The sequence below is a fragment of the Kocuria rhizosphaericola genome (assembly GCF_044462205.1).
GTDB lineage: Bacteria > Actinomycetota > Actinomycetes > Actinomycetales > Micrococcaceae > Kocuria > Kocuria rhizosphaericola.
On sequence record NZ_JBISWK010000015.1, the window covers coordinates 48,350 to 75,039 of the forward strand.

General features: G+C 72.5%; 25 protein-coding genes. 11 read left to right on the top strand and 14 right to left on the bottom strand.

Features of this window, described 5'->3' with window-relative positions:
• Nucleotides 1-45: 45 nt before the first annotated feature.
• On the top strand, nt 46-1,020 hold the full coding sequence (locus ACH9D2_RS01355) for an ABC transporter substrate-binding protein (protein WP_396360963.1): 975 nt from the start codon (nt 46-48) through the stop codon (nt 1,018-1,020).
• Here ACH9D2_RS01355 and ACH9D2_RS01360 read toward each other — a convergent pair.
• From ACH9D2_RS01360 to ACH9D2_RS01370, 3 genes are all read right to left on the bottom strand, one after another.
• Complete coding sequence (locus ACH9D2_RS01360) at nt 1,017-2,102, bottom strand: patatin-like phospholipase family protein (RefSeq protein ID WP_396360964.1); 1,086 nt, start codon at nt 2,100-2,102, stop codon at nt 1,017-1,019. The genes ACH9D2_RS01355 and ACH9D2_RS01360 overlap by 4 nt on opposite strands.
• Nucleotides 2,103-2,311: 209 nt before the next feature.
• A complete protein-coding gene (locus ACH9D2_RS01365; RefSeq protein WP_396360965.1) occupies nt 2,312-3,202 on the bottom strand; it encodes a mechanosensitive ion channel domain-containing protein in 891 nt (296 codons plus the stop codon).
• Between the two features lie 350 nt (nt 3,203-3,552).
• Complete coding sequence (locus tag ACH9D2_RS01370) at nt 3,553-3,861, bottom strand: hypothetical protein (RefSeq protein WP_396360966.1); 309 nt, start codon at nt 3,859-3,861, stop codon at nt 3,553-3,555.
• A gap of 98 nt (nt 3,862-3,959) precedes the next feature.
• On the opposite strand from ACH9D2_RS01370, the gene ACH9D2_RS01375 reads away from it, so the two are divergent.
• Nucleotides 3,960-4,583, top strand: coding sequence for a methyltransferase domain-containing protein (locus ACH9D2_RS01375; RefSeq protein ID WP_396360967.1), 624 nt, complete (start codon nt 3,960-3,962; stop codon nt 4,581-4,583).
• A gap of 92 nt (nt 4,584-4,675) precedes the next feature.
• On the opposite strand, the gene rplI is transcribed toward ACH9D2_RS01375, so the two are convergent.
• From rplI to ACH9D2_RS01400, 5 genes are all read right to left on the bottom strand, one after another.
• Nucleotides 4,676-5,125 carry a 50S ribosomal protein L9 gene (gene rplI, locus ACH9D2_RS01380; protein WP_058873269.1) on the bottom strand — a complete coding sequence of 150 codons (450 nt, stop codon included), beginning with the start codon at nt 5,123-5,125 and terminating at the stop codon, nt 4,676-4,678.
• 19 nt (nt 5,126-5,144) lie between these two features.
• Nucleotides 5,145-5,381 carry a 30S ribosomal protein S18 gene (rpsR, locus tag ACH9D2_RS01385; protein ID WP_017835048.1) on the bottom strand — a complete coding sequence of 79 codons (237 nt, stop codon included), beginning with the start codon at nt 5,379-5,381 and terminating at the stop codon, nt 5,145-5,147.
• 78 nt (nt 5,382-5,459) lie between these two features.
• A complete protein-coding gene (locus tag ACH9D2_RS01390; protein WP_396360968.1) occupies nt 5,460-6,113 on the bottom strand; it encodes a single-stranded DNA-binding protein in 654 nt (217 codons plus the stop codon).
• Between the two features lie 108 nt (nt 6,114-6,221).
• Nucleotides 6,222-6,527 (bottom strand): 30S ribosomal protein S6, encoded by a 306-nt coding sequence (gene rpsF, locus ACH9D2_RS01395; RefSeq protein WP_058873271.1) that lies wholly within the window; start codon nt 6,525-6,527, stop codon nt 6,222-6,224.
• Between the two features lie 153 nt (nt 6,528-6,680).
• On the bottom strand, nt 6,681-7,100 hold the full coding sequence (locus ACH9D2_RS01400; RefSeq protein WP_396360969.1) for a TM2 domain-containing protein: 420 nt from the start codon (nt 7,098-7,100) through the stop codon (nt 6,681-6,683).
• 250 nt (nt 7,101-7,350) lie between these two features.
• Here ACH9D2_RS01400 and ACH9D2_RS01405 point away from each other — a divergent pair, with 250 nt between their 5' ends.
• Genes ACH9D2_RS01405 through ACH9D2_RS01420 form a run of 4 tightly spaced genes read left to right on the top strand, consistent with a single transcriptional unit; the run spans nt 7,351 to nt 13,815 of the window.
• Nucleotides 7,351-8,379: an extracellular solute-binding protein gene (locus tag ACH9D2_RS01405; RefSeq protein ID WP_396360970.1), complete on the top strand. Its 1,029-nt coding sequence runs from the start codon at nt 7,351-7,353 to the stop codon at nt 8,377-8,379.
• Nucleotides 8,376-10,067 carry an ABC transporter permease subunit gene (locus ACH9D2_RS01410; protein WP_396360971.1) on the top strand — a complete coding sequence of 564 codons (1,692 nt, stop codon included), beginning with the start codon at nt 8,376-8,378 and terminating at the stop codon, nt 10,065-10,067. Before ACH9D2_RS01405 ends, ACH9D2_RS01410 begins: the two co-directional genes overlap by 4 nt.
• On the top strand, nt 10,064-11,248 hold the full coding sequence (locus ACH9D2_RS01415; RefSeq protein WP_396360972.1) for an ATP-binding cassette domain-containing protein: 1,185 nt from the start codon (nt 10,064-10,066) through the stop codon (nt 11,246-11,248). The genes ACH9D2_RS01410 and ACH9D2_RS01415 overlap by 4 nt, the downstream gene beginning before the upstream one ends.
• Nucleotides 11,249-11,271: 23 nt before the next feature.
• On the top strand, nt 11,272-13,815 hold the full coding sequence (locus ACH9D2_RS01420; protein WP_396360973.1) for an AMP-binding protein: 2,544 nt from the start codon (nt 11,272-11,274) through the stop codon (nt 13,813-13,815).
• On the opposite strand, the gene ACH9D2_RS01425 is transcribed toward ACH9D2_RS01420, so the two are convergent.
• The 6 genes from ACH9D2_RS01425 to ACH9D2_RS01450 form a co-directional block, all read right to left on the bottom strand.
• Nucleotides 13,790-14,917, bottom strand: a complete 1,128-nt coding sequence (locus ACH9D2_RS01425) for a hypothetical protein (RefSeq protein ID WP_396360974.1) — start codon at nt 14,915-14,917, stop codon at nt 13,790-13,792. The genes ACH9D2_RS01420 and ACH9D2_RS01425 overlap by 26 nt on opposite strands.
• 113 nt (nt 14,918-15,030) lie before the next feature.
• Complete coding sequence (locus ACH9D2_RS01430) at nt 15,031-16,047, bottom strand: ABC transporter permease subunit (protein ID WP_396360975.1); 1,017 nt, start codon at nt 16,045-16,047, stop codon at nt 15,031-15,033.
• Nucleotides 16,044-17,009: an ATP-binding cassette domain-containing protein gene (locus tag ACH9D2_RS01435; RefSeq protein WP_396360976.1), complete on the bottom strand. Its 966-nt coding sequence runs from the start codon at nt 17,007-17,009 to the stop codon at nt 16,044-16,046. The genes ACH9D2_RS01430 and ACH9D2_RS01435 overlap by 4 nt, the downstream gene beginning before the upstream one ends.
• A 144-nt stretch (nt 17,010-17,153) precedes the next feature.
• Nucleotides 17,154-18,392 (bottom strand): glycosyltransferase 87 family protein, encoded by a 1,239-nt coding sequence (locus ACH9D2_RS01440; protein ID WP_396360977.1) that lies wholly within the window; start codon nt 18,390-18,392, stop codon nt 17,154-17,156.
• The gene (locus tag ACH9D2_RS01445) at nt 18,389-19,672 is read right to left on the bottom strand and encodes a glycosyltransferase 87 family protein (RefSeq protein ID WP_396360978.1); all 1,284 of its coding nucleotides are present in this window, start codon (nt 19,670-19,672) and stop codon (nt 18,389-18,391) included. Before ACH9D2_RS01445 ends, ACH9D2_RS01440 begins: the two co-directional genes overlap by 4 nt.
• Nucleotides 19,669-21,081, bottom strand: coding sequence for a CCA tRNA nucleotidyltransferase (locus tag ACH9D2_RS01450; protein WP_396360979.1), 1,413 nt, complete (start codon nt 21,079-21,081; stop codon nt 19,669-19,671). Before ACH9D2_RS01450 ends, ACH9D2_RS01445 begins: the two co-directional genes overlap by 4 nt.
• Before the next feature lie 123 nt (nt 21,082-21,204).
• Here ACH9D2_RS01450 and ACH9D2_RS01455 point away from each other — a divergent pair, with 123 nt between their 5' ends.
• The 5 genes from ACH9D2_RS01455 to trxA all read left to right on the top strand — a co-directional run bounded on the left by ACH9D2_RS01455 (nt 21,205) and on the right by trxA (nt 26,643).
• The gene (locus tag ACH9D2_RS01455; protein WP_396360980.1) at nt 21,205-21,705 is read left to right on the top strand and encodes an NUDIX domain-containing protein; all 501 of its coding nucleotides are present in this window, start codon (nt 21,205-21,207) and stop codon (nt 21,703-21,705) included.
• A gap of 82 nt (nt 21,706-21,787) precedes the next feature.
• On the top strand, nt 21,788-23,410 hold the full coding sequence (locus ACH9D2_RS01460; RefSeq protein ID WP_396360985.1) for a lipid II flippase MurJ: 1,623 nt from the start codon (nt 21,788-21,790) through the stop codon (nt 23,408-23,410).
• Nucleotides 23,411-23,565: 155 nt separating this feature from the next.
• Nucleotides 23,566-25,008: a hypothetical protein gene (locus ACH9D2_RS01465; protein ID WP_396360981.1), complete on the top strand. Its 1,443-nt coding sequence runs from the start codon at nt 23,566-23,568 to the stop codon at nt 25,006-25,008.
• 132 nt (nt 25,009-25,140) lie between these two features.
• Complete coding sequence (gene trxB / locus ACH9D2_RS01470; protein WP_396360982.1) at nt 25,141-26,172, top strand: thioredoxin-disulfide reductase; 1,032 nt, start codon at nt 25,141-25,143, stop codon at nt 26,170-26,172.
• Nucleotides 26,173-26,307: 135 nt separating this feature from the next.
• Nucleotides 26,308-26,643 (top strand): thioredoxin, encoded by a 336-nt coding sequence (gene trxA, locus ACH9D2_RS01475; protein ID WP_396360983.1) that lies wholly within the window; start codon nt 26,308-26,310, stop codon nt 26,641-26,643.
• Nucleotides 26,644-26,690 lie beyond the last annotated feature (47 nt).

The following is a 26,690-nucleotide window of genomic DNA, read 5'->3' on the forward strand; positions in this document are numbered from 1 at the left end:
CCGGTGCCGGGCACCGGCAGGACCGACCCGAGGAAGAGGACCACCATGAAGCACCCGTTCGCCAGAGCAGCCGCCGTCGGAACCGTCCTGACGTTCACCCTGACCGCCTGCGGCGGCGGGGGGACAACCGGCGGGGGTGGGGACGGTGAGGAGCTCCAGCCCCTCACCATCGGCGTCATCCCCATCGCGCCGTCCGCACCCGTGCAGCTCGCCCTCGACGAGGGCATCTTCGAGGAGCACGGCCTGGACGTCACGCTCGAGACCGCCCAGGGCGGTGCGGCCATGCTCCCGGCCGTCTCGGGCGGATCCATGGACATCGGCGTGGGCAACCCGCTCTCGGTCATCCTCGCCAAGGACCAGGGCCTCGACATGAAGATCCTCAGCGGCTTCAGCAGCTCCATGCCCGAGGGCGAGGACATCACCGGTGTCGCCGCCAACCGGGACGCGGGCATCGCGTCCTGGGCCGACCTGGCCGGCAAGCGGGTCGCGGTGAACACGGTCAACGGCCAGGGCGACCTGACCATCAAGGAGGCCGTGAGCCAGGACGGCGGCGACCCCGAGGCCGTGGAGTTCGTGGAGATGCCCTTCCAGGACATGCCTGCCCAGCTGGACCGCGGGGAGATCGACGCCGCCTGGGTCCCGGAGCCGTTCCTGACCCAGCTGATCAACGGCGAGCAGACCGAGCTGGTCGGCTACAACTACCAGGACACGGTCCCGGGCCTCGACACCATGGTCACGTTCAGCAGCGCGTCGTTCGCCGAGGAGAACCCGGAGGTCCTCGAGAACTACGACGCCGCGATCGAGGAGGCGCTCCAGTTCGCGCAGGAGAACCCCGACCGGGTGCGCGAGACCATCGTGAGCTTCCTCAACATGCCGGAGGAGGTCGCCGCCGACCTCCGCCTGGAGGAGTTCGACGCCGAGGTGGACCGCGACGAGCTCGAGACCCTCTCGGAGCTGATGCTGAAGTACGACGTGATCCAGAACGAGGCGAACCTGGACGAGATCGTCCAGGCGGACTAGCCTCCCGGGCCCGGCCGCGCCGGCGGGAACTCGTCGGCGCGGTCGATGGCCTCCTCGGTCATCCGCCGGCCGAGCTCGATGAGCTCCCCGGCGCGGTGGAAGTCCAGCAGCCGCCCGGCGCTCTTCGGCACGGTGATGAGCAGGTCGGGCGGATAGCCGGCCAGCCGGTATCGCAGCACCATGGACTGCAGCACCTCGAGGGAGAGCTGCATGACGTCGAGCGTGCGCAGTCCCGCCGGCAGAGCGCCGAACCCCTCCTGGTCGAGCGCCTCCGCGGCCTCCTCGACGACGTCCTGGACGGCTTCCTCGACGAGGGCCTCGTCCACGTCCACCGGGGCCGCACCGGCGGGGCGCCGGAACCGGGCCGGGGTCCCGCGGCCGCGCGTCTCCGCGAAGCGCTCCAGGACGCTGCGCGTCAGCTCGCGGTCCAGCACGTGGGAGGCGCTGCGCCGGAACCGCTCCGCCCACTCCTCGGCGGGACGCACCGCGGCCGTCTCGTGGGCGGGGACCCTGCCCTCCCCGGACTGCTGTCCCCCGGAGAGGGAGACCGCCACCGTCACGTCCGCGCGGGTGGCGACGGTCGCCGCGATGGGCACCGGGTTCATGATCCCGCCGTCGGCCAGCAGCCGCCCGTTGAGCATGACGGGGGTGATGATGCTGGGCAGCGCGACCGACGCGCGGACGGCCACGTCCACCGGACCCTCCTGGAACCAGACCTCCTTGCGGGCGAGCAGGTCCGTGGCCACCGCGGTGAAGGGGATCGGCAGGTCCTCGATGAGCGTGCCGTCGAGCAGCTCGCGCACCTTCGCCATGATCTTCTCCGCACGGATCACCCCGGGCGCCGAGGGGGACGGGTCCAGCAGCCGCAGCACGTCCCGCTGGCTCAGGCCCCGCACCCACTGCGTGTACGCCTCCAGCTGCCCGGCGGCGTGGAGCCCGCCCACCAGCGCCCCCATCGAGCTTCCCGCGACGGTCACGATGTCGTACCCGCGCTCCTCGAGGACCTGGATCACGCCGATGTGGGTGTAGCCGCGAGCGCCGCCGCTGCCCAGCGCCAGTGCCACACGAGTGGTCCCGCTCATCCGGTTCCCCTTCCCCGTCCCGGAAGGCGTCCGGGACCAGCGGCCCGCACGCGCGGACCCACTGGGTAGCCTGGCAGGACATTCCGCGGAGGGAAAGGACACCGTCCGTGGACCTCGACGGACGCCGCGGCATCACCACCGGGGCCGGCAGCGGCATCCGACGTCGTCTCGCGGAGGAGTTCGGCAGCAGGCGCGCCTCCCCGGGGCGGTCAGTCCTGCTCGTCGCCGCGCCGGTCCCCGTCCGCGCCACCGGCCAGCCGCTCGGCGATCCAGGCCGCGGACGGCCCGAGCTCGAGCTGCCGGATCTCCGCGGGAATCTCTATCCCCGCCGACCGGTACGCGCGGACGAGCGCCGAGATGACGGCATCAAGCGCTTCGTTGGTCTCCATCTGCTGGGAGCCCGACCAGAACATCACGGCGATGTTCACCGTCGAGGCACCGGCCTCCTGGACCAGTGCCCGGGGCGGCGGGTCGTCGTGGACCGCGGGCACGCCGCGGACGGCCGCGAGCGCGAGCTCGCGGGCCCGCTCGAGGTCCGTCCCGTACGCGACGCCGACCAGCACGGTGCTGCGGGTCCGCTCGTAGCCGGTCTGCACGGTGATGACCCCGCCGTGCGCCACGCTGTTGGGGATGAGCACCCGCTTGCCGTCGAAGGTCCGGATCACGATCTCCCGCAGGTTGACGTCGATCACGGTTCCGCTGACGTCCCCGATGGCCACTTGGTCCCCGGCCCGGAAGGGCTCCCGGTACACGGTGAGCACCCCCGCGAAGAGGTTCCCGAGCACCGACTGGGCCGCGATGCCGACCGCCACGGAGACGATCCCCAGCCCGCCCAGGATGCTGGAGAACCGCACGCTGGGGAACGCGATGGTCAGACCGACGGCCAGGGCGAAGGTCAGGAAGACCCACCCGCCGATCGTCGAGAACACGGCCGCGTAGCTGGGGCCGCGGCCACGCGCGCGGAAGACCCGGCGGAGCACGAACCGGAGGAGGCGGGACAGCAGATAGCCGCCGAGGACGATCCCGGCACCGAGCAGGAGGTCCTCGAACCGGATCGGCGGAAGGCGGATCTGCTCCGCGACAAGGGCCTCGCTCATCATGGGCCCAGCCTATCCAGCCCCGGTTCTCCACCCTGTGGACAACTCGTGGAAAACGCCGTGGAGGGCTGTGCACAGGATGGGGAGAACCCTGTGGAAAGTTATGCACAGCCCCCCGTTCACCCTGCTCTGACGTGGGAAGACGTTCATGCACACCCTGTGCAGGGGCGGTATGGACAAGACCCGTGCCGTCCACAGCGCAGTGTTCGTCGGCTCGTGTTCCGGCCCACGTCGGAGGCCGGTCGCCCGGAGCGCCGCACGCCCGGCAGCACGGGCCGGCCGACGGTCGCCGCCGGCCCCGGGCGGACGTCCGGGCCCGGCCGAGAGGCCGGGCGCCGGGCCGGACCTGCCCCTCAGGACACCGACGCGAGCAGCGCCAGCCACAGCAGCGGGTGGCAGAGCACCGACAGCCCGAGCAGCACCAGGAACCGGACCCGGGCGGACGAGAACCCGATGGCTCCCGCGAGGGCCACCACCGCCGTCACGGTGGCCCCCACCGCGGCCGCGACGAACCCGATCACGAAGAACGCCATGGACATCTCGGGTCCCGCGGAGTTCCCGCCCAGGAATGCGACGGCGAAAGCCAGTACGGTGAAGAGCAGGCACCCCACGCCGAACCAGTACAGGGCGGACGGTGTGACGCGGGAGATCAGCGAGGGCATGCACCCATTGTCCCCCGGAGCACTCGACGGCACCGCCGCGCCGCCCCACGAGCTCCCGCACCTCCGACCCGACCACCCGACCCACCCAGGAGATCCCCGTGGACGACAACCAGCGCATGTGGGAGGACCGGTACGCCTCCGGGGCGCCCTCCCCCGACGGCGCCCAGCCGCACCCCGAGGTCGCCGCCCTCCTGGACCGGACGGCCGGGGAGCGCACGGGCGGCCCACCGACAGCCACAGCCCTCGACCTCGGCGCGGGCACCGGCCGCCACACCCTGGCCCTGGCGGCCGCCGGCTATGACCCCACCGCCGTGGACTTCTCCCCCAGCGCCGTGCGGACCGTCACCGGCGCCCTGGCGGAGCGCGGTCTCCCGGGCCGCGCCCTGATCGCCGACCTGCGGACCTGGTCCCCCGAGCAGGAGCAGCGCTCCGGGCCCGACGCCGTACCCGCGAAGTTCGACCTGATCGTCTCCGCGTACTTCCAGCACGACCTGGCCCTGTTGCGCCGCGCCGCCGAGTGGCTCGTCCCCGGCGGCCGGCTGCTGTGGATCACGCATGCCCCCGGCAGCGTCGAGGGCCCGCCCCCGACCGTGCCCCGGCCGACCCTGCAGGAGACCGTCGCCGTGCTCGAGGGCAAGGGCCTGGACCTGCTGCGCGCCGAGCAGGTGCGCACCACAGATACCGCGCTGGACGTGGTCGTCGAGGCCGTCCTGCCCCGCTGACCGGTCCGTCACGAGATCCCGGACATGCGGAAAGGGTCCCCGCGGCGCACCGCGGGGACCCTTTCCGTGCTCGGACGGACCGGAGGAACCGATCAGGCGGGGACGACCTCGAACTCGACGTTCGCGTTGACGTCCTCGTGCAGGCGCACGGAGGCCTGGTACACACCGGTGGTCTTGATGTGCTGGTTCAGCTCGACCTTGCGCTTGTCCACGGCGCCGAGGCCGGCGGCCTCGACGGCCTTGGCCACGTCCTCGGCCTTGACGGTGCCGAAGAGGCGACCCTCGGAGCCGGCCTTGACCGGGATGGTCACGGTCGCGGAGGTCAGCTTCTGCGCCAGGACCTGGGCGTCCTCGAGCGAGGCGACCTCGCGCGCGGCGCGGGCCGCCTTGATGCTCTCGATCTGCTTCTCGCCGCCGCGCGACCACGGGGTCGCGAAGCCGCGCGGGAAGAGGTAGTTGCGGGCGTACCCGTTCTTGACCTCGACCACGTCACCGGCAGCGCCGAGACCCGTGACCTCGGTCGTCAGGATGATCTTTGCCATGAGTGTCTGTCCTCTCTGATCAGCGGCCGGCGCCGGAGTAGGGCAGCAGCGCGACCTCGCGGGCGTTCTTGATCGCCAGGGCGATCTTGCGCTGCTCCTGCACGGTCACACCGGTGACACGGCGGGCGCGGATCTTGCCGCGATCGGAGATGAACTTGCGCAGCAGCGCAACGTCCTTGTAGTCGATCTCAGTGACTTTGGCAGCCTTGAGCGGGTTCTGCTTTGGTTTGGGCTTACGGAGTTCAGCCTTGGCCATCGTGGTGCTCCTTGTTCTTCGAGTGGAGCCCGCGGCTTGTCACCGCGGGATGGGGTGGATGGGAAAAGTGCGGAAGGTCTAGAACGGCGGTTCGTCGTCCTGGCCGCTGCCCCAGTCGTAGTTCCCGCCGGAGGACTGGCTCCAGGGGTCGCTCTGGGGTGCTGCCTGCGGAGCGGACTGACGCCCGCCGCCGGAGCGGCCGCCCTGGCCGAAGCCGGCGCCGCCGCCCTGCTGGCCACCGCCGCCGAAACCGGAGTCGCCCCCGAATCCGCCGCCGGCCGGGGCGCCGGCCGGGGCGCCGGCGCCGAAGCCGCCGCCCTGCTGGCCGCCACCGCCGCCGAAGCCGCCGCCGCCCTGCCCGCCGGAGCGGGCGTTGCGGTTGACCTTCGCGGACGCGTAGCGCAGCGAGGGACCGACCTCGTCGACGTCGAGCTCGGTGACGGTGCGCCGCTCGCCTTCCTTGGTCTCGTAGGACCGCGACTTGAGCCGACCCTGGACGATGACGCGCATGCCCTTCTGCAGGGACTCCGCCACGTTCTCGGCCGCCTCGCGCCACACGGAGCAGCGCAGGAACAGGGTCTCCCCGTCCTTCCACTCGTTGGACTGGCGGTCGAAGGTGCGGGGCGTGGACGCAACGGTGAAGTTGGCCACGGCCGCACCCGACGGGGTGAAGCGCAGCTCGGGGTCAGCGGTCAGGTTGCCGATTACGGTGATGACGGTGTCACCAGCCATGTGGACCTCCCGGGTCGAGGATGTTCGCGGTCGTGCGGGACGTGCTGGGATCTCTCAGCATCTCACCGGGGACCCGTCGGGGCGCCCTCGGCGATCAGTTGTGAAGTCCTACTCGGCGGAGATCTTCTGCTCTTCCGGGCGGATGATCTTGGTGCGCATGATGGCCTCGTTGAGGTTCAGGACGCGGTCGAGCTCCTGGGTGGTCTGCGGGGTCGCAGTGAAGCGGACGACCGCGTAGATGCCCTCGGTCTTCTTCTGGATCTCGTAGGCGAGGCGACGACGGCCCCAGATGTCGACGTTGTCGACGGTCCCGTTGTCCTTGGTGACGACATCGAGGAACTTCTTGAGAGTCGGCTCCACGGCACGATCCTCGACCTCGGGGTTGATGATCACCATCAGTTCGTACTCACGCATGTTCGAACCCACCTCCTTCGGGCTGAGCGGCTGCGGTCCTTCCGCAGCAGGAGGTTCTGTAGCGTCGTCCGCGCGCCGGCACCGCACGTCGGGCGGCGGGCACACAGACCTCACAACACTACTACATGCGGGGGCCGGCGCCGAACGTGGCGCTCACCAGCGGTAGGCGCTGCGGGCGATCGAGGCGTTCACGAGGGCCGTGCGGAACGGCATGGTGAAGATGTCCAAGAACATCAGCAGCATCCACGGGATCAGGAACAGGATCCCGACGCCCACCCCCGCCAGGGTCCAGCCCAGACCGCCGAGGAACAGGTAGATCAGGCCCCAGACCGGCTGGCGCAGGTAGAACTTGTGGATGCCCAGCCAGCCCAGGAAGAGCCACAGGACGTAGGCGAGGAGCACGGACTTCCCGCCCACCACGTTGACCACGGGCGGCCCGGCGGGCGCGGCCCCGGGGCCGCCTCCGCCGAACTGCTGCCCGGACGGCCGCCCGTAGGGCGCCCGGGGGTACCCGGCGCGGCCGGGATCGTTGTTCAGCGGGACGGGACGGTAGTACTCGGGCTCGGGAGCCACGGGGGTCCTTTCGGCACGGACGGGATCTCGGGGAAGCCGTCCACGGGGAACGGCCCGACCAGTTCAACGGTCCGTCCGCGGGCGCTATTCCGGGGCGCGGTCCGCCACGGGGGCGCTCGGCGGGACCCCGCACGGGCGGCGTCCCGGGCCCCCGGGGGCGACGCGAGGGCGGTTCCGATTAGGATACGCTTTCCTTGCCAAATGATCGTCGCGCGGTCCCTGAGCGCCGCGCCCTCAGGAAGAGGCCCCGATGCGTCGTCGTTCCCTGTACGCCACCACCGGCATCCTGACCGCACTGACCACCCTGGTCACGGGATGCGGCACGCTCGGTCTGGGCGAGCAGCCCGCCGACCTGCAGATCTACTCGGCACGGCACTACGACCTCGAGGGCGCGTTCGGCGAGTTCACCGACGAGACCGGCATCAGCGTCGAGTTCATCACCGGCGACGACGCCGAGCTCCTCGAACGGCTCAAGGCCGAGGGGGACGACAGCCCCGCGGACGTGTTCATGACCGTGGACGCGGGCAACCTGTGGAACGCCGCCCGGCAGGACGAGCTGGCCGCACTGGACTCCGCGGCCCTCGAGGAGGCGGTCCCGGAGGACCTGCGCGACCCCCAGGGCAGGTGGTACGGCCTGGCGATGCGCGCGCGCACCGTGACCTACAACCCGGACAACGTCGACACCGCGGAGTTCGACCCCGAGGAGACCTACGCGGGACTGGCCGACCCGAAGTGGCAGGGCCGGCTGTGCATGCGGGACGCCACCTCGGCCTACACCCAGTCCCTCGTGGCGAGCCTGATCGACCTGCACGGCCGGGAGCGGGCGCTCGAGATCGTCGAGGGCTGGGTCGAGAACGACGTGCAGATCATGAGCAACGACATCCTGCTGCTCGAGGCCATCGACGCCGGCACGTGCGACGTGGGCATCAACAACCACTACTACCTGGCGCGCACCCTCCAGGAGAACCCGGACCTGAACGTGGACCTCTTCTGGGCCAGCCAGGAGGGCGCCGGCACGCACGTGAACATCTCGGGGGCCGGCGTGGTCGAGGGCTCGGACAACCCCGAGGACGCCCAGCGGCTCATCGAGTGGCTCGCGACCGACGGCCAGAACGCGTTCGTGGACGCCAACCACGAGTTCCCGGTCAACCCCTCCGTGGAGCCCGCGCCCAGCATCGCGGCCTTCGGCGAGTTCGAGCGGATGCCCCTGAACGCCGAGGCCTACGGGGACCTCAACGCCGAGGCCGTCGACCTGCTGGCCGAAGCCGGCTACCAGTGACAGAACCCGCCGTCCTCGCGGACACGAGGACACCGGTCCGCCGACCACGCCGTGCGCCCGGCACGGGCCGCCCGGCGTGGTCGGCGCTCGTCGTCGTCGTCGCCGTGGTGGTGGCCACCCCGGTCCTGGCGGTGGTCGTGGACGGCCTGGGCAGCCTGGGCGCCGCCACCCCGCCGCGCGATCTGGGCCGGATGGTGCTCACCACGCTCCTGCTGATGCTGGGCGTGGGCGCGGGCACCCTCGTGGTGGGCGGCGGGCTCGCATGGCTCGTGACCGCCTTCCGCTTCCCCCTGCGGGACGTCCTCGTCTGGCTCCTGGTCCTGCCGCTGGCCATGCCGGCCTACATCCTCGGCTTCGTGTTCCTCTCCGTCTTCGACGTGGCCGGTCCGGTGCAGGGGGCCCTGCGCTCCGTCCTGGGGCCGGACGTGTGGGTGCCCGAGGTCCGCTCGCTGCCCGCCGCCGTGCTCGTGATGTCCCTGACGCTCTACCCGTACGTCTACCTCCTGGCGCGCTCCGCACTGGTCGAGCAGACGACCGCGACCTACGACGCCGCGCGGACCCTCGGCGCCGGCCGCGGGCGCGCGCTCCGGCGGGTCCTGGTCCCCCTGGCCCGGCCCTCGCTCGCGGCCGGACTGGCCCTCGTGATGATGGAGACGCTCACCGACTTCGCCACGGTGCAGTACTTCAACGTGCAGACGGTCTCCGTGGGGGTCTACCTGGTCTGGAAGGGCACCTTCGACTTCCACTCCGCCACCCAGCTCGCCGTGCTCGTGCTGCTGTTCGCCGTGGCGGTGCTGACCGGCGAGCGGCTGCTCCGGGGCCGGGCCCGGTTCCACCAGCGGGGCGGCCGCGGCCAGGGCCTGCAGCCGCAGCAGCTCACCGGCTGGCGCGCGTGGGGCGCCACCCTGCTCGCCCTCGCCGCCCTCTCCGCCGGATTCCTCGTGCCCGTGCTGCAGCTGATCGTGTGGGCCGTCGGGGAGGCCATCGGCAACCCCGCCTCCCTCTCCGACCCGCGCTTCGCCCAGTACCTCGGCAACAGCCTCGTGGTCGCCGGGATCGCCTCCGTGGCCTGCGTGGCGCTCTCGCTCGCCGTCGCCCACGGGGTGCGGATGGGCGGCGGCCGGGCGGTCGCCTTCGCGGCGCAGCTCACCACCTTCGGCTACGCCGTTCCCGGGGCGGTCGTGGGCATCGGCGTCCTCATCGCCTTCGCCGGGCTGGACACCGCGCTCGAACGGGCGGGCGTGCCCGGGGGCACGGGGCTGCTCGTGACGGGCTCGGTGCTCGGCATCCTCTACGCCTACGTGATCCGCTTCCTCGCCCCGGCCTACCAGGCCGTGGACGCGAGCCTCGCCAAGATCTCCCCCACCGTCACCTTCTCCGCGCAGAGCCTCGGCGCGTCCCCGCTCCGCGTTCTCACCCGGGTGCACCTGCCCATCGCCCGCCCGGGGGTCGCCACGGCCCTTGTCCTCGTGGTGATCGACGCCGTCAAGGAGCTGCCCATCGTGCTGCTCCTACGCCCGTTCGGCTTCACCACGGCCTCCGTGTGGGTCTACGAGCTGGCGCGCGAGAACTTCTGGGAGAAGGCGGCCCTGCCGGCGCTCGTGATCGTGGCCGCGGCGGTCGTCCCCGTGTTCTTCCTCGTCCGGCAGGCCCACCGGTCGGACCGCCGCGGAAAGGTGTCCCCATGACCGTGCAGACCACGAGCCCGCGGACCGCGTCCGGCAGCGGCGGCAGCGTGCCCGCCCTGGTCCTGGAGGAGCTGAGCAAGCACTACGGGTCCTCCGTGGGCGTCAGCGGACTGGAGCTGACGGTCCCGCCCGGTGAGCTGGTGACCCTCATCGGCCCCTCCGGCTGCGGGAAGTCCACCACGCTGCGCCTCGTGGCGGGTCTCGAGCGGCCGGACGAGGGCACGATCCGCATCGCCGGGGACGTGGTGGCGGGCCGGCGCCGGTTCCAGGAGCCCGAGCGGCGCCGGGTGGGCCTCGTCTTCCAGGACCACGCCCTGTTCCCGCACCTGACGGTCGCGAAGAACGTGGCCTTCGGCCTGGACCGGCTCCCGCGCCGCGAACGGACGGCCCGCGTGGGCGAGGTCCTCGAGCTCGTGCGGCTGGGCCACCTCGCGCACCGCTACCCCCACGAGCTCTCCGGCGGCGAGCAGCAGCGCGTGGCTCTGGCCCGGGCCCTCGCGCCCCGCCCCGCCGTGGTGCTCCTCGACGAGCCGTTCTCCAGCCTCGACGAGTCGTTGCGCGCGCAGGTGCGCCGGGACACCGTGGCCACGCTGCGCGAGACCGGCACCACCGCGGTGCTGGTCACGCACGACCAGACGGAGGCCCTCTCGGTCGGCCACCGCGTGGTGGTCATGCACGACGGGGTGATCGAGCAGTCCGACACCCCGGAGAAGGTCTTCGAGCAGCCCGCCACCCGGTTCGTGGCCTCCTTCATGGGGGACGCGGACTTCCTGCCCGCCCGCGTCCACCGCGCCCTGCTCACCTGCGAGATCGGCATCGTCTCCACCGTGCCCGGGTGGGCGGACAGCGACGTCGACGTCGACGTCGTGCTGCGGCCCCACGAGGTCGCGCTGCGGCCGGACCCCGGCTCCCCGGCGCGGGTCTGCGCGGTCGAGTACCACGGCGCGTTCGTGCTGCACCACGTCCGGCTGGCCTCCGGGCGCACGCTGCGCTCCTGGCAGCCCCACAACGTGCGCCACCCGGTGGGGACCCCGGTCGCGGTGACGGTCACGGCCGGGACCACCCCCACGCTGCTCGTCGACGACCGGGCCGTCACGGCCCCGCCGCCGCGGTCCTCCGACGGCACGTCGAACCGGCGCTCCCGCATGTCGGACGAATTAGGCAAGACTTTCCTTAGCTAAAGGTTTTCTCTACCCTGGTGCAGGTGAGCCTCCAACCTGACCTCGCCCGGGTCGCCTTCGCCGCCGATCTCGCCCGCCACGGGGACCGCCCCGCCGTCCTCACTGACGAGCACGTCCTGAGCTACCGGGAGCTGGCCGAACGCGTCGAGGACGTGGCCGCGCGGCTGGGCACGGAGCGCCGGCTGGCGGTGCTCGCCGCGTCCAACGACGTCGACTCCCTCGTGGCCTATCTCGCGGCCCTCACGGCCGGTCACCCCCTCCTGCTGGTCCCGGCGGACAAGCCGGCCGCCGTCCGGTCGCTCGTGGCGGCCTACGACCCCGACGTCGTGCTGCGCTCCGGGAACGGGACCCCGGTCCTCGAGGAGCGGCGCCCGGGCACGCGGCACGAGCTGCACCCGGACCTCGCCCTGCTGCTGAGCACGTCCGGCTCGACCGGCTCCCCGAAGCTCGTGCGGCTCTCGCACGAGAACCTGACGGCCAACGCGGAGGCGATCGCCGAGTACCTGGGCATCGGGCCCGACGACCGCGCCGCCACGACGCTGCCGATGAGCTACTGCTACGGGCTGTCGGTGCTCAACAGCCACCTCTCGCGAGGCGCCGGGCTGGTGCTGACGGACCTCTCGGTGGTCGACCCCTGCTTCTGGGACCTGTTCCGGGCCCACCGCGCCACGTCCTTCGCCGCCGTGCCCTACACCTTCGAGCTGCTGGAGCGCGTCGGGTTCGCGGACATGGATCTGCCGCACCTGCGCTACGTCACCCAGGCGGGCGGGCGGCTCGCCCCGGAGAAGGTCGAGCACTGGGCGCGGAGCGGCCGGCGCCGCGGCTGGGACCTGGTCGTGATGTACGGGGCCACGGAGGCCACCGCCCGGATGGCGTACCTGCCCCCGGAGCTGGCGGTGGAGCGCGCCGGGACGATCGGGGTGCCGATCCCGGGCGGGGAGTTCCGCATCGATCCCGTGGACGGGCTGCCGGACGGGGAGCTCGTGTACAGCGGGCCCAACGTCATGCTCGGCTACGCGGAGCGCCCGGAGGACCTCGCCGCCGGGCGGACGGTCGAGGAGCTGCGCACCGGGGACCTCGCCCGCCGCCATCCGGACGGGCTCTACGAGGTCGTGGGGCGGCGCAGCCGGTTCGTCAAGATCGTGGGGCTGCGCGTGGACCTCGGGCAGGTCGAGCGGATCCTCGCCGGGCTCGGCGTGAACGCGGCCGCCGCGGGCTCCGACGAGCGGGTGGTCGTGGCCGTCGAGGGGGAGCAGGACACGTCCCTGCTCGCCAAGGTCGTGGCCGAGAGCATCGGCCTGCCGCGCCCGGCCGTCGAGCTGCACGCGGTCGAGCAGCTTCCCCGTCTGGGCACGGGCAAGGTGGACTATCCGACGGTCCTGGCGCTCGGCGCGCCGCCCGCCGCCGACGCCGAAGCGGTGCCGGGCCTGGCCGAGGGCCCCGAGGACGTCCGACGGATCTTCGCCGAGGTGCTCGACCGTCCCGACGTCGGCGACGACGACACGTTCGTCTCGCTGGAGGGGGACTCGCTGTCCTACGTGGCGGCCTCCGTCCGGCTGGAGCAGGCCCTCGGGCACCTCCCGCCGGACTGGCACCTCACGCCCGTGCGGGACCTGGCTCCTCGGGACGCGCGGCGCGGACGGGGTCTCGTCTCGTTCCTGGAGACCGGCATCGTGCTCCGGGCGGTCGCCATCGTGTGCATCGTGATGACGCACGTCGAGCTCCTCACGTTCCAGACCGCCCACGTGCTCTTCGCGGTGGCGGGGTACAACTTCGCCCGCTTCCAGCTCGGGGGGGCGCGGATCCCGCGGCTGAAGCGCCAGCTGCGCAGCCTCGGACGGATCGTGGTGCCCTCCGTGGCGTTCATCGCCGTGGCCCATCTGCTCACCGACGACTACACGTTCGCCAACGTCCTGCTGCTCAACGGCATCGTCGGACCCCAGGAGCTCACGTCCCAGTGGCACTTCTGGTTCGTCGAGATGCTCGTCTACGTGCTCGTGGCCGTCACCGCCCTCATGGCGTTGCCCTGGGCCGACCGTGCCGAGCGTGCCGCCCCCTGGCTCTTCCCGCTCGCCCTGCTCGCGATCGGGCTGGTCAGCCGGTACGACATCGTGGACCCGGGGCTGCCGAAGCCCGCGCCGGTGTTCTGGATCTTCGCCCTGGGCTGGGCCGCGGCCCGGTCGCGGACGACCCTGCAGCGCTCCCTCGTCACCCTGCTCACCCTGCTGTCCGTGCCGGGCTACTTCGACAGCACGGTCCGCGAGGCCACCCTGGCCGCCGGGATCCTGCTGCTGCTGTGGGTGCCCACCCTGCCGGTGCCCGTGGGCCTGCGCCGGGTGACGGCCCGGCTCGCGAGCGCGTCCCTGTACACCTACCTCACGCACTGGCTGGTCTACCCCGTGCTGGTGCCGGTGAGCCCGGTCCTGGCCGTGCTCGCCTCCCTCCTCGTGGGAGTGGCCTACTGGATGCTGGCCGACCGCGTGATGGGCGGACTCCGGCGCGGACCGGCACGCACGAAGGAGCCCGCTGACGACGCACCGCTCACGGCTGCTCCAGGCCCACGCTGATCTCCGCGCTCTGCCCCGTGGAGCGCACGGCGGCTCGGACGGGGAACTCGATCCGCTCCGTGACCGTCTCCCCGTCCTCCTCGTAGCTCAGCCGTGCCACCGCGGGCCGGTACGGATCCGCCGTCCAGCGCAGCGGATCCCCCGGGTCCTGGACGAGGACCAGGGCGGGCCGGGAGAGCAGCCGCCACCGGACGCCGGTGAGCTCCGGATCCGGCGCCCCGGACACCGCCGCGGAGGGCTCGAGGGGCATCTGCGGCGCCGCGTAGCGCCGGGACGAGGGGCACTCCTCGGAGGACAGCTCCTCCGAGGCCATGCAAGTCTCCAGCCACTCCTCGATCCGGTCGTCGACCTCCTGCCACATCCTCGGCGAGGGCTCGATCCGCAGCGCCACCGTGGCCGGCTGCGGATCCCGGAACGCCACGGTGTGCGGCTCGAGGGGCGGGTCCACCGCGTAGTAGGAGTTCCCCGGCAGCCCGATCGCGTAGTCCCCGGGCAGGGCCTCGAAGCGCCACGTGCCGCCGGGGCCCTGGGGGTCGGGCACCCGCTCGTCCGCGTCCGGGCGGACGCTCTCCCCGTTGACGGAGAGCTCGTCGAGAGGGGCGGGCAGATGGATCGAGAGGGGTGCCGCGTCCGGGGAGTCCAGCTGCCACTGGTCGTTGAAGGGACCGGTCCGCCGCACCTGGTGCACCGGGTAGACGTGCACCTCCTCCCGGTCCCGGGCGCCGTCCGGCCCGTCCCACCACACGCGCGCCCGCACCTCCGCGCGGCTCCCGCTGCGGTCCACGCCCAGGATCTCGTGGCCGCTGATCCGCCCCGCGGCGTTGCGGTACACGCGGTTGGAGAAGATGGTCAGCGTGGGGTCCGCCATGACGTCCTCGGTGCGGGACAGCAACTGCCGCGAGCTCCCGTCCTCGAGCCCTCCGAGCCACGCCGCCACCGGGTCCTGCGGCTCCCGGTCGACGAAGACCCAGTTGACCGCGGAGCTGAACACGGTCACGAGGACCACGACGACCGTCAGCCAGTGCAGCAGCGTCCGCCGCAGGTCCCGGGCGTCGACCGCGGAGAGGGCCTGGCCGGCCTCCCGCTCCCGTGACACCGACACCGCAGCTCCCATCCCCGTCGGTCCGTCCGGCGCTCGCGCCGGAGGTCCGGGTCATGTCCCGGCCCACCAGCTCACATCGTAGAGCCGGTGCCGCGGCCGCGGCGGGAGGACCGCTAGAGCGCGCGTCTCCTGGTGACCAGGACCCCGGCCGCCACGAGCACCAGCCCCCAGGCGCCGTAGATGAGACCGGACTCCACGTGGTTCAGCGCGGCCTCCGAGGGCTGGTACATCGACGTCAGCTGGGCGCCCGCCGCCGCGGGGGAGTACGGCTTGACGTCGTCGAGCCACTCGAAGGAGAGCGCGAAGAGCACGACCTCGAGGACCATCAGCAGGACCACGAGCACCACGATGCCCCAGGTGGTGGACTTCAGCAGGGCCCCCAGGCCGAAGCCGAGCCACGAGGTGATCATGTAGAAGACGCCCACCGCCAGGACGTTGAGCACCACGGCTTCCTGCAGCAGGTCGTACCCCAGGTCCCCGCCGGCCAGGATCGGCTGGACGAGCAGGTGCGACAGCAGGGCGCTCAGCAGGCCGAACCCGAACGTGACCGCCGAGAGCACCACCGTCTTGGCGAGCATCACCGGCGTGCGCCGCGGCACCGCGGTCATGGTGGTCTGGATGGAGCGGGTGGAGTACTCCGAGCCGATGGCCAGCACGGCGAGCGCGCCCAGGAGCAGCATGACCAGCTGCAGGCCGCCGTTGGCGCTGGACATGGCCATGTACTCGCCGAAGCCCATGCCGTCCGGCAGGGACAGCCCCGAGCCCTCCGTCATCTGCTGCTCGGACTGGGCGACGAACTCGTCCTTCTGCTGCTGGACGTCCTCCTCGGTGAGCCCGAGCTCCTCCGGGCTCCGGCCGTCCAGCATCGCGTCGACCTGCTCCTGGGCGGCCTGCTCGTTGAAGTCGGTGAAGGTCACCGCGCTCGAGGCCGAGAGGGCCGCGAAGCCCAGGGAGAGCAGCAGGGCGATGCCGAGCAGGATCCAGTGCGAGCGCAGGGAGCGGAACTTGATCCACTCCGAGCGCAGCACCCGGCCGAAGCTCAGGCGCACCCGGGACGCGTGGCGGGACGGCCCGGTGCGGCCCGGGGCGCCGGTCTTCGGGTGCGGGGCGGTCGAGGTGTTGGTGCTCATGCTCGGTCTCCGATTCGTGCGTCGGCGTCCGCCCAGGGCGCCGGGTCGGTCGGTGCGGGAGCGCCGCCGGAGCGGTACTCGACCTCGTTCTGGGTCATGGCCATGTACACGTCCTCGAGGCTCTCCGTGAGGGGGGTGAGCTCGTGCACGAGCACTCCGTCGGCGAGCGCGGCCTCGGCGATCCGTCGCGGCTCCGGGCCCGTGACCAGGAGTCCGTCGTCGTCGAACTCCGTGACGCCGGCGCCCGTGCCCTGCAGGGCGCGGCGCAGGGCCGGCCGGTCGGTGGTGCGCACCCGGGTGCGCGTGCGGCCGCCGGCGAGGATCTGCTGGATGGGCGCGTCCGCGAGGATCCGGCCGCGGCCGATCACCACGAGGTGGTCGGCCGTCTGGGCCATCTCCGACATGAGGTGGGAGGACAGGAAGACCGTGCGGCCCTCGGCGGCGAGGTACTTCGCGAGGTGGCGCACCCACACGACGCCCTCGGGGTCCAGGCCGTTGACGGGCTCGTCGAGGACCACGGTGTGCGGGTCGCCGAGCAGCGCTGCGGCGATGCCGAGGCGCTGGCCCATGCCGAGGGAGTAGCCGCCGACCCGCTTGTCGGCCGCGGCCCCGAGACCGGTGAGGTCCACGACCTCCTGGACACGGGACCTCGGGATGCCGTGGGTCGCGGCGAGCGCGGAGAGGTGCGCGCGGGCGGTGCGCCGGGGGTGGACGGCCTTCGCGTCCAGCAGCACCCCGACCTCCGCGAGCGGCGCCCGGTGCTGGGCGTACGGCCTGCCGTTGACGCGCGTGCGGCCCCGGGTCGCGGTCTCCAGGCCGACGACGAGGCGCATCGTGGTCGACTTGCCGGCCCCGTTGGGCCCCAGGAACCCGGTGACCCTGCCGGGGCGGACGGTGAAGCTGACGTCGTCCACCGCCGTCTTGCCGCCGTAGGTCTTCGTCAGGTTCTCGATCTCGATCACCGGCGCTCCTTCCGAGCACTCGTCGTTCCCGTCCGCGACCAACCTACGGGAGAGCCGGTGCGGGACGGCACCACCGGCAGGATGAACCCGTGCGGGCGTGGCGCCGGCGGCCTCCCCCTCCCGGCGGAGCCGGTGCCGGCGCGCTCAGTCGGGCTCGGAGAGCCCGATCCGTCCCGCCCGGCCGCCCCGGAGGACGTCGACCGCGACGGCGACCACGAGGAGCACGAGGAGCAGCACGCGCACCGCGGCGAGCAGGTCCTGCGCGTCCCAGCCGATCGGACCGAGCCCCGGCAGCACCGGCCACGCCGGCTCGGGCAGGACCAGGGTGGTCCACCACAGGACCTCCACGAGCTGCCAGGCGGCGAACTCCGGCCAGCTGCGGCGGCTGAGCACCACGAGGGGCGCCAGCCACAGCACGTGGACGAGCGAGTAGCCGGGGCCGGCGAGCACGAGCACGGCCAGCAGGAGGAACGCGATCTGGACGACACTGGGCTCCTGACGGGTGAGCAGGGTCAGCACGAGCACCGCCACGAAGCCCAGCACGAGGGCGAGGAGGACGTACTGCCCCCCGCCCGCCGGGTCGGGGGCCGCACCCGTGCGTGCCTGCTCCACCCGGGCCCAGACGCCCCACAGCGAGGAGGCGGCCACGGGCTCCTCCCCCGGCGTGCTGTACTGCCGGGCCCACCGGTCCCGTGCCGAGAGCAGGAACGGCCCGTTGACCAGGGCCCAGGTGAGCACGGTCCCGGCCAGGACCACCGCGAAGTCGCGGAACTGCCGGTACCGGACGGCCAGCAGCAGCACGGCCAGGAGCACGACCAGGGGGAACAGCGCCACGGACGCCGCGAGGCCCAGGACGATCCCCGCCGGCGCCGGGCTGCCCCGGACGTGGAGCAGCAGCGCCAGCATCATGAGCAGCACGGCCAGCAGGTCCCACGTGCTGAAGCCCACCAGGACCGCCACCGGCGCGAGCGCCAGCACGAACGCGTCCGCCCCGCGCCGTCCGGAGAGCCCGGAGACCACGGCCACCGTGCCGATCCACACCAGGGCCAGCAGCAGCACCGAGAGGTCCGTGAACACGTCCCGGTCCGCGCCCGCGCCGGACGGCGCGGTGAGGGGGGCCGCGAGCCGGCCGACCACCGTGGTGATCATCCCGACCAGGGCGGGCCGGTCCCCCGCGGGACCGCCTGTGAAGAACCCGCCGGCCCCCTCGGGCTCCCCCGGCGCGAGGCCGGTGGCGCACAGCGCCGGGAGGCTCGCCTCCGCGCCCCACCCGGGCACCCGGCAGGGCAGCCGCAGCAGCCACGCCGTCATGACCGTGTAGAGGCTGAGGCCGACCAGCAGCGCACCGTGGCCGTCCCCGGACCGGCCGCCCAGCGGGCTCATGGGCTCTCCCTCCGGCCGCGCAGCACGTCCATCGCGACGCGCACCACCAGGTAGCCCACCGCGAGCGTGTGCAGGGCCACCGCGGTGAAGTAGACGTCCTCGGCGAGCGCGAGCCCGTCCCCGCCACTGGTGAGGTGGCCCAGCCAGTTGAACACCGCCGCCCAGTGGAAGACCTCCACGAGCTGCCACACCACGAACTCCCCGACCCGGGGCCGGGCCAGGAGCACGAGGGGCACGAGCCAGATCACGAACTGCGGCGAGTACACCTTGTTGGACAGCACGAACGCCGCCAGCACCAGGAAGGCGAGCTGCTCCAGCCGCGGCTCCTCGCGCGCCGCGAGCCCCAGCACCAGGACCAGGACGCAGGCGAGGGCGAAGCCGCCGAGGGCCAGGACGTTGATCGCCTCGGCCGAGAGCGGCGGGATGCTCAGCCGCGGAGCCGCGACGTCGTTCCACCAGTGCCACACGGAGGAGAAGCCCGCGCCGCGGTCCTGGCTGAACCGCCAGAACCAGCCCCACTGCCCCGGGTCCAGCAGCGCGAAGGGGAGGTTGACGGCCGCCCAGGCCCCCACCGCGCCGGCGGCCGCCCGCAGCGCGGGCCCCGCCTCGCGGCGCCGGACGGCCAGCACCACGACCGCTCCGAGGAGCAGGAACGGGAAGAGCTTGAACGCGGTGCCGACGCCCAGCAGGACCCCGCCCAGCCCCCACCGGCCCCGGCGGAACGCGAGCAGGGCGGCCACGGTGCACAGCACCGGCCACAGGTCCCAGTTGATGAACGCCGTGACCACCACGGCGGGCGCCAGGGCGGCCAGCACCGCGTGCCCGGGGTGCGCCACCATCCGGCCGAGGACCAGCACGACGGCCACCCAGACGGCCGCGAGAAGCACCGCATTGACGTCAAAATACATGCCTTGACCGACATGAACAGTGGCGAGCGGGTCCACGGCGTGGGCCAGGACGCCGGTGGCACTCGCCACCACGGTCTGCAGCACGGGGTACTCCAGCAGCGCCGAGACGTCCAGGTAGGGGAACCGGCCCTCGGCCATGCCACGGGAGGCATACAGGGTGGGCAGGTCCGAGTAGCAGAGCTGCCGGAAGGTTTCCGGCTGCTCCCAGGTGACCAGCCGGCACGGGAGCTTGGTCAGGTACGCCAGGAGCGCGGCGTAGAGGGCGAGGCCGGCCAGCGCCCACGGCCCGACCCGGAGCACCGCCGGACGCCCCCCGGAGAGCCCGGCGGGCAGCACCGCGTCCCGCCCGGCCGTGCCGGGCCGGGAGCTCACAGGGCGTCCGCCGCCCAGGCCCGCAGCCGCCGCTCGGCCTCCTCCGGCCCCAGCTCCCCCTCGTCCAGGCGCAGGTCCAGCAGGAACTTGTACGCCCGCCCCACCACGGGTCCCGGCGGGACGCCGAGCACCGCCATGATCCGTTCGCCGTCCAGCTCGGGCCGCACGGCGGCCAGCTCCTCGCGCGCGGAGAGCTCCTCGATCCGCGCCTCGAGGTCGTCGTACGCGGCGGCCAGGCGGGCCACCTTCCGCCGGTTCCGGGACGTCACGTCCGCCCGGGTGAGCCGGTGCAGCCGGTCGAGGCACTCCCCCGCGTCCCGGACGTAGCGGCGCACCGCGGAGTCGGTCCACTCGGCGTCCCCGTAGCCGTAGAAGCGCATGTGCAGCTCCACCAGCCGGCTCACCGTCCTGATGGAGTCGTTGTCGAAGCGCAGGGCCCGCATTCGCTTGGCGGTGAGCTTCGCACCCACCACCTCGTGGTGCCGGAAGCTCACCGCGCCGGACTCCTCGAAGCGCCGGGTCGCGGGCTTTCCGACGTCGTGCATGAGCGCCGCGAAGCGCAGCGGGAAGTCGGGGCCGGGCACGGGGCCGTCCGGACCCGACTCCAGGGCCGCGGCCTGCTCCATGACGGTCAGGGAGTGCTGGTAGACGTCCTTGTGCCGGTGGTGCTCGTCCGTCTCGAGCTGCAGGGCGGGCACCTCCGGCAGCACGAACTCCGCGAGGCCCGTGCTCACCAGCAGGTCGACGCCGCGGCGGGGCCGGCGCCCGCAGACCAGCTTGACGAGCTCGTCCCGCACGCGCTCGGCCGAGACGATCGCGATCCGCTCCGCCATGCCGGCCATGGCCGTGCGCACCTCGGGCGCCACCTCCACGTCGAGCTGGGACGCGAACCGCGCGGCGCGCATCATGCGCAGGGGGTCGTCCGAGAACGAGTCCTCCGGGGCGCCCGGGGTGCGCAGCGCCCCGGCGTGCAGGTCCTTGATCCCGCCGTGCGGGTCCACGAGCTCCAGGCCGGGCAGCCGCAGCGCCATGGCGTTGATGGTGAAGTCGCGGCGGAACAGGTCGTCCTCGAGCGAGTCGCCGAAGGCCACCTGCGGCTTGCGGGAGTCGGCGTCGTAGGCCTCGGCCCGGTAGGTGGTCACCTCCAGCTGGGCGTCGCCCCGGCGCATCCCGATGGTCCCGAAGGCGCGGCCGATCTCCCACACCGCGTCCGCCCACCCCGTGACCACGGCGAGCGTCTCGTTGGGCGTCGCGTCGGTGGTGAAGTCCAGGTCGAGGGCGGGCCGGCCGAGGAAGAGGTCCCGGACGGGACCGCCCACGAGGGAGAGCTCGTGGCCGGCGGCGGCGAACCGCCGCCCCAGGTCGAGGGCGGCGGGGTGGATCGCGTGGGCGTCGGGGAGCTGCGTCATGGTGCCGCCCATTGTTCCAGACCCCGGGGCGCGGACCAGGCCGCGGCGACCCCGCCGGGACCGGCCGGGGAGCCCTCCCCACACTCCCGCAGGAGCCCAGGCGATTGTGGCAAGGTAGGAGACATGGCTTTCCCCGTACCCAGCGCACCGAAGAAGCGGCCGACCGCGCCGGCCGCTGCGCTGCCCACGGTCGAGGAAGTCTCCGCCGGGGGGATCGTCGTCGACCTCGACACGCCGTCCCACCCGGTGGCCATCATCGCCCGGATCAACCGGGGCGGACGCCTCGAGTGGTGCCTGCCCAAGGGCCACCCGGAGGGCGAGGAGACCAACGAGGAAGCCGCGATCCGCGAGATCGAGGAGGAGACCGGGATCGCCGGGCAGGTGCTGAGCCCGCTGGGCTCCATCGACTACTGGTTCACGGTCTCCGGCCACCGCGTGCACAAGACGGTGCACCACTTCCTGCTGCGCGCCACGGGCGGCCACCTCACCACGGACAACGACCCCGACCACGAGGCCGTGGACGTCGCCTGGGTGGACATCGACGACCTCGGCCGGAAGCTGTCCTTCCCCAACGAACGGCGCATCGCCGACATCGCCCGTGAATACATCATCCACCAGCTCTGAGACCGCGGAGCCCTCCCGGGTGGCCGGTACGCGCTCCCAGGCGGCCCCGGCGCGGCGCTCCGGAGCGGCCTCCAGCGCCATCATGGCCTCGGGCACGCTCGTCTCCCGTGCACTGGGCTTCGTCAAGGTGGTCCTCATCACCGTGGCCATCGGCTCGGTCACGACCGTCTCCGACGTCTTCGAGCTGGCGAACACCCTGCCCAACCTGATCTACGTCCTCGTGGCGGGCGGCATCTTCAACGCCGTCCTGGTGCCCCAGATCATCAAGGCCTCGAAGGCGGCCGAGGACGGCGGGGCCGACTACATCTCCCGCCTGCTCACCCTCGCCGTGCTCGCCCTGCTGGGCGTCACCGCGGTCGTGGTGCTGCTGGCGGGGCCCATCGTGCGGACCATGGGCACCGACTGGAGCGAGGCGCAGCTGTCCCTCGGCCTGACCTTCGCGCTGTTCACCTTCCCCCAGATCTTCTTCTACGGCCTCTACACCGTGGTGGGCCAGGTCCTCAACGCCCGCGGCGCCTTCGGCTGGTACATGTGGGCGCCGGTGGTCAACAACGTGGTGGCCATCGCGGCGCTGCTCGTGTTCGTCCAGCAGTTCGGCGCCTACCAGCAGGACCCGCACACCCTCGAGAACTGGACCCCCGCCAAGACGTTCTGGCTCGCGGCCATGGCCACCGTGGGCGTCGCCGCCCAGGCCCTCGTGCTGCTCTGGCCGCTGCGCCGGCTCGGACTGGGGCTGCGGCCCAAGTTCGGCTGGCGCGGCATCGGGCTCTCCACCGCGGCACGGCTGGCGGGCTGGACCCTCGCCACCGGGGTCCTCGCCAACCTGGCGTTCCTGACCCTGACCAAGGTCGCCGCGATCCCCACCGGCTACCGGCCGGAGTACCTCGCCATGGACCCGCCGCAGCAGATCGCGGGCGTGGCGGCGCTCAACCAGGCCTCCATGCTGTACTCCCTGCCGCACGGGGTGATCGGGCTGTCCATCGCCACGGTGCTGTTCAACCGGATGGCCGCGGCCTCCACGGACGGGGACCGGGCCGGCATGGTCTCGTCCCTGTCCTCGAGCCTGCGCATCACCGGTGTGGCCACGGTCTTCGCCACGGTCGCCCTTGTGGTCTTCGCCGGCCCGCTGGGCATGCTCTTCAGCGGCGGCGTGCCCTCCGCGGGGGCCGTGATCGGCCAGGTGATCACGGTGATCGCGATCGGCGCGCCCTTCATGTCGGTCTCCTTCATGCTCGGCCGGGCGTTCTACGCCCAGGAGGACGCCCGGACCCCGTTCCTGGTGCAGGTCGGCGTCGCCCTCTTCACCGTGGCCTCGGCCCTGCTGATCTGGTCCTTCGTCCCGCCGGACCTCATCGTCTTCGCGGTCGCCGGGTGCTACGCGGTGCAGAACATCCTGAGCACGCTCCTCTACCACGTGGTCCTGGTCCGCCGGATCGGGGACTACGACGTGGCCCGCATCGTGGACGCCCACGTCCGGATCCTCGCGGCGTCCCTGCTCGCCGGCGCGGTGGGCGCCGTGGCCCTGTTCCTGCTCGGCGGCTACGACCCCGACGGCTTCCCCTGGACCAACCAGCTGACCGCGGTCGCGACCGTCGCCGCGGGCGGGACCGTCATGGGGATCGCCTACCTGGGCGCACTCAAGCTCTGCCGCGTCCGGGAGCTCGACAGCCTCGTGCGCCCGGTCCTCGCCCGGCTCGGCCGCTGACCGTGTGACGGAGCTCTCCGCCCCGGAGCGCCGGGACCGGTAAAGTGCTGAGTGGTCGGTGACGTGGGTCAGGAACACCCCTTCTGCCCCGCCGGCCACCCCCGCCCGCGAATTCCGGCCCCCGCCCGCGAATTCCCGACCCCCAGGGAGCCAACGTGCCCGCACCGATGAAGCTCGGTTCCGTCCTCGGCGGCCGCTACAAGGTCGTCTCCGACGTGCTGGCCACCGCCGAGGGCGACCACGTGCTCGAGGGACAGGACCAGATCCTCGGCCGCCGCGTCTCGATCCTGCTGCCCGCCGAGCGGCACACGTCCTTGCTGGTGGAGAACGCCCGCTCCATGGCCAACGGCAGCATCGGCGCTCCCTTCCAGATCCTGGACCTGGGCCAGGCGGAGGCGCACACCTACCTCGTGACCTCGCACACCCCGGCCGCGGACATGCTGGACTCCCTGCTCGTGGAGCCGGACGAGGTCGAGGACGAGTCCCTCAGCGACGACATCTTCGGGGCCCCGCGCGGCAACGGCAGCAGCTCCTACGTGTACGACGAGCCCGTCCCCACCAGCCCGGCGCCCGTGGTCGCGACCGAACCCTCCGACGACCTCGGCGGCGCCGCCCCGCAGCCCAAGGTCACCCGGTGGCGGGACGACGACTCGTACGACGACGCCGCACCCGCACCCTCGGTGCGCACCCGTCTCGGCCGGCCCGTGCGGGTCAGCGCGACCTCGACCCGGTCGACCCTCTTCGACCGGGCGGCGGCGAGCGGCACCGCGGCCTCGGCCGTCCGCACGGCCGGAACGGACATCGACCCCGGCTACGACGGCGACAACCGCTACGACAGCTACGACAACTACGACGAGCCGCGCCCGGACACGGCCCACCGGCCGGAGGAGACCGCCGCGCCCGCGCCTCCTCGGAAGAAGGACACGGCGCCGCAGACCCGGAAGGGCGGCAGCGGCCTGGTGCTGCTCCTGATCCTGCTGCTGGTCCTCCTGATCGGTGCCGTGGTCTTCAGCTTCGACCGGCTGGGCGGACTCTTCGCGGGGGCGGAGGAGCCGGAGCCCGCCGTGAGCGCGCCCGCGGTGGAGCAGGGCGGCGAGGAGCAGGCGCAGCCGAGCCCCGAGCCGGAGGCCCCGGCCGGCGAGCCGGAGGCCCTGGCCGTCACGCGGGTGGTGCCCACCGACCCGGGCTTCATGGCCGACCAGGACGCCCAGCTGGGCCAGACCATCGACGGCAACCCGTCCACCTACTGGATCAGCTACGGGTTCTCGGACCAGAACTTCGGCAACCAGACGCCGAGCGTGGGCCTGGCGGTCCAGCTCGAGGAGCCCGCCCCGGTGGAGACGGTGAGGCTCAACCAGTCGGCCGGCTCGGGCGGGCTGTTCGACGTGTACGTCAACGACGCCCCGAGCCTGGACGGCGCCGAGCAGGTGGCCTCCGGATCCTTCACGGGCCCGGAGATCACCGTTCCGCTCTCGGCGGCGGCCCGGGACGGGGAGCACGAGTACGTGATCGTGAACTGGACGCAGCTGCCGCAGCTGACGAACCCCATCGCCGGGTTCAACCACGGCCTGCGGATCGGCGAGATCCAGCTCGACTGAGGCCTCGGCTCCCCCGCCGGGCCCGGCAGCGCGGGCCCGGCACCGGAATATCCGCCGCGCGCGCCCCGTTGTGCCAGTGGTCCCTGCGGTCGGCGTGCCCGGCCGCTCCCTGTACGGAAGGTCTGCAGAACAGTGAGCCCCGACTTCGGTCCCGTGATCAACGCCCTGAATCTCGTCCCTCCCACCGGCGAACCGACGGCCACCGCGGACGACGAGACCGTCCACGAGGTGATCATCGTGGGATCCGGCCCCGCCGGGTACACCGCGGCCGTCTACGCCGCGCGCTCCAACCTCCACCCCATCGTGTTCGCGGGGTCCGTGACCGCGGGCGGTGAGCTGATGAACACGACCGAGGTCGAGAACTACCCGGGGTTCATCGACGGCATCCAGGGCCCGGAGCTGATGTCCAACATGCAGCAGCAGGCGGAGCGCTTCGGCGCCGACATCCGCTACGAGGACGTCGTGGCCCTCGAACTCGAGGGCGAGATCAAGACCGTGACCCTCGAGGACGGTTCCGTGCACCGCGCCCACGCCGTGATCCTCGCGACCGGCTCCGCGTACCGGGAGCTCGGCCTGCCGGACGAGAAGCGGCTCTCCGGCCACGGGGTGAGCTGGTGCGCCACCTGCGACGGCTTCTTCTTCAAGGAGCAGCACATCGCGGTGGTGGGCGGCGGCGACTCCGCCCTCGAGGAGGCCACGTTCCTCTCCCGCTTCGCCTCCAAGGTCACGATCATCCACCGCCGGGACAGCTTCCGCGCCTCCGAGATCATGCAGCAGCGGGCCTTCGACGACCCCAAGATCGAGGTCCTGTGGAACGCGGAGGTCGTGGGCATCAACGGGGAGGAGAAGGTCCGTTCCGTCACCGTCCGCGACACGGAGTCCAAGCAGACCTCGGAGCTGCCCGTCACTGGACTGTTCGTCGCCATCGGCTCCGATCCGCGCACCGGCCTGGTCAAGGACCAGCTGGAGCTCACCGTGGACGGCACCATCGCGGTGGACGGCCGCAGCTCCACCACGAGCCTCGCGGGGGTCTTCGCGGCCGGTGACGTGGTGGACGCCACCTACCGCCAGGCCATCACCGCGGCGGGCTCCGGATGCGTCGCCGCCGTCGACACCGAGCACTACCTCGCCGCCCTGCACGACCGCTCCGTCCTGCACAGCTGAGCCCTCCCGGTCGCGGCGCCTGACGGCGCCCTGACCGGCATGGGTCATAATCGAGACAGTCCCGCCTTCCGCACGTTCCACCCAGGGTGGTCCGGGCACGCCGACCGCGTGCACGGCGCCCGGACAAGGAGAAACATGAGCGCCGCCAAGAGCGTTTCCGACGCCGACTTCCGGACCGAGGTCCTCGAGTCGGACAAGCCCGTGATCGTCGACTTCTGGGCCGAGTGGTGCGGCCCCTGCCGCATGGTCGGCCCGGTCCTCGACGCGATCGCCGCCGAGCACGCGGACACCGTCGAGGTCGTCAAGCTCAACGTCGACGAGAACCCCGCCGTGGCGTCCCAGTACGGCATCACGTCGATCCCGGCCATCTACCTCTTCTCCGGCGGTGAGGTGGTCAAGAAGGCCATCGGCGCGAAGCCGAAGAGCGCCCTCGAGAAGGAGTTCGCCGACTACCTGGTCGCCGGGAACTGAGCGGTTCCACCGACATCCTCGACACCTCGGCCTCGTCCGTCCCTCCC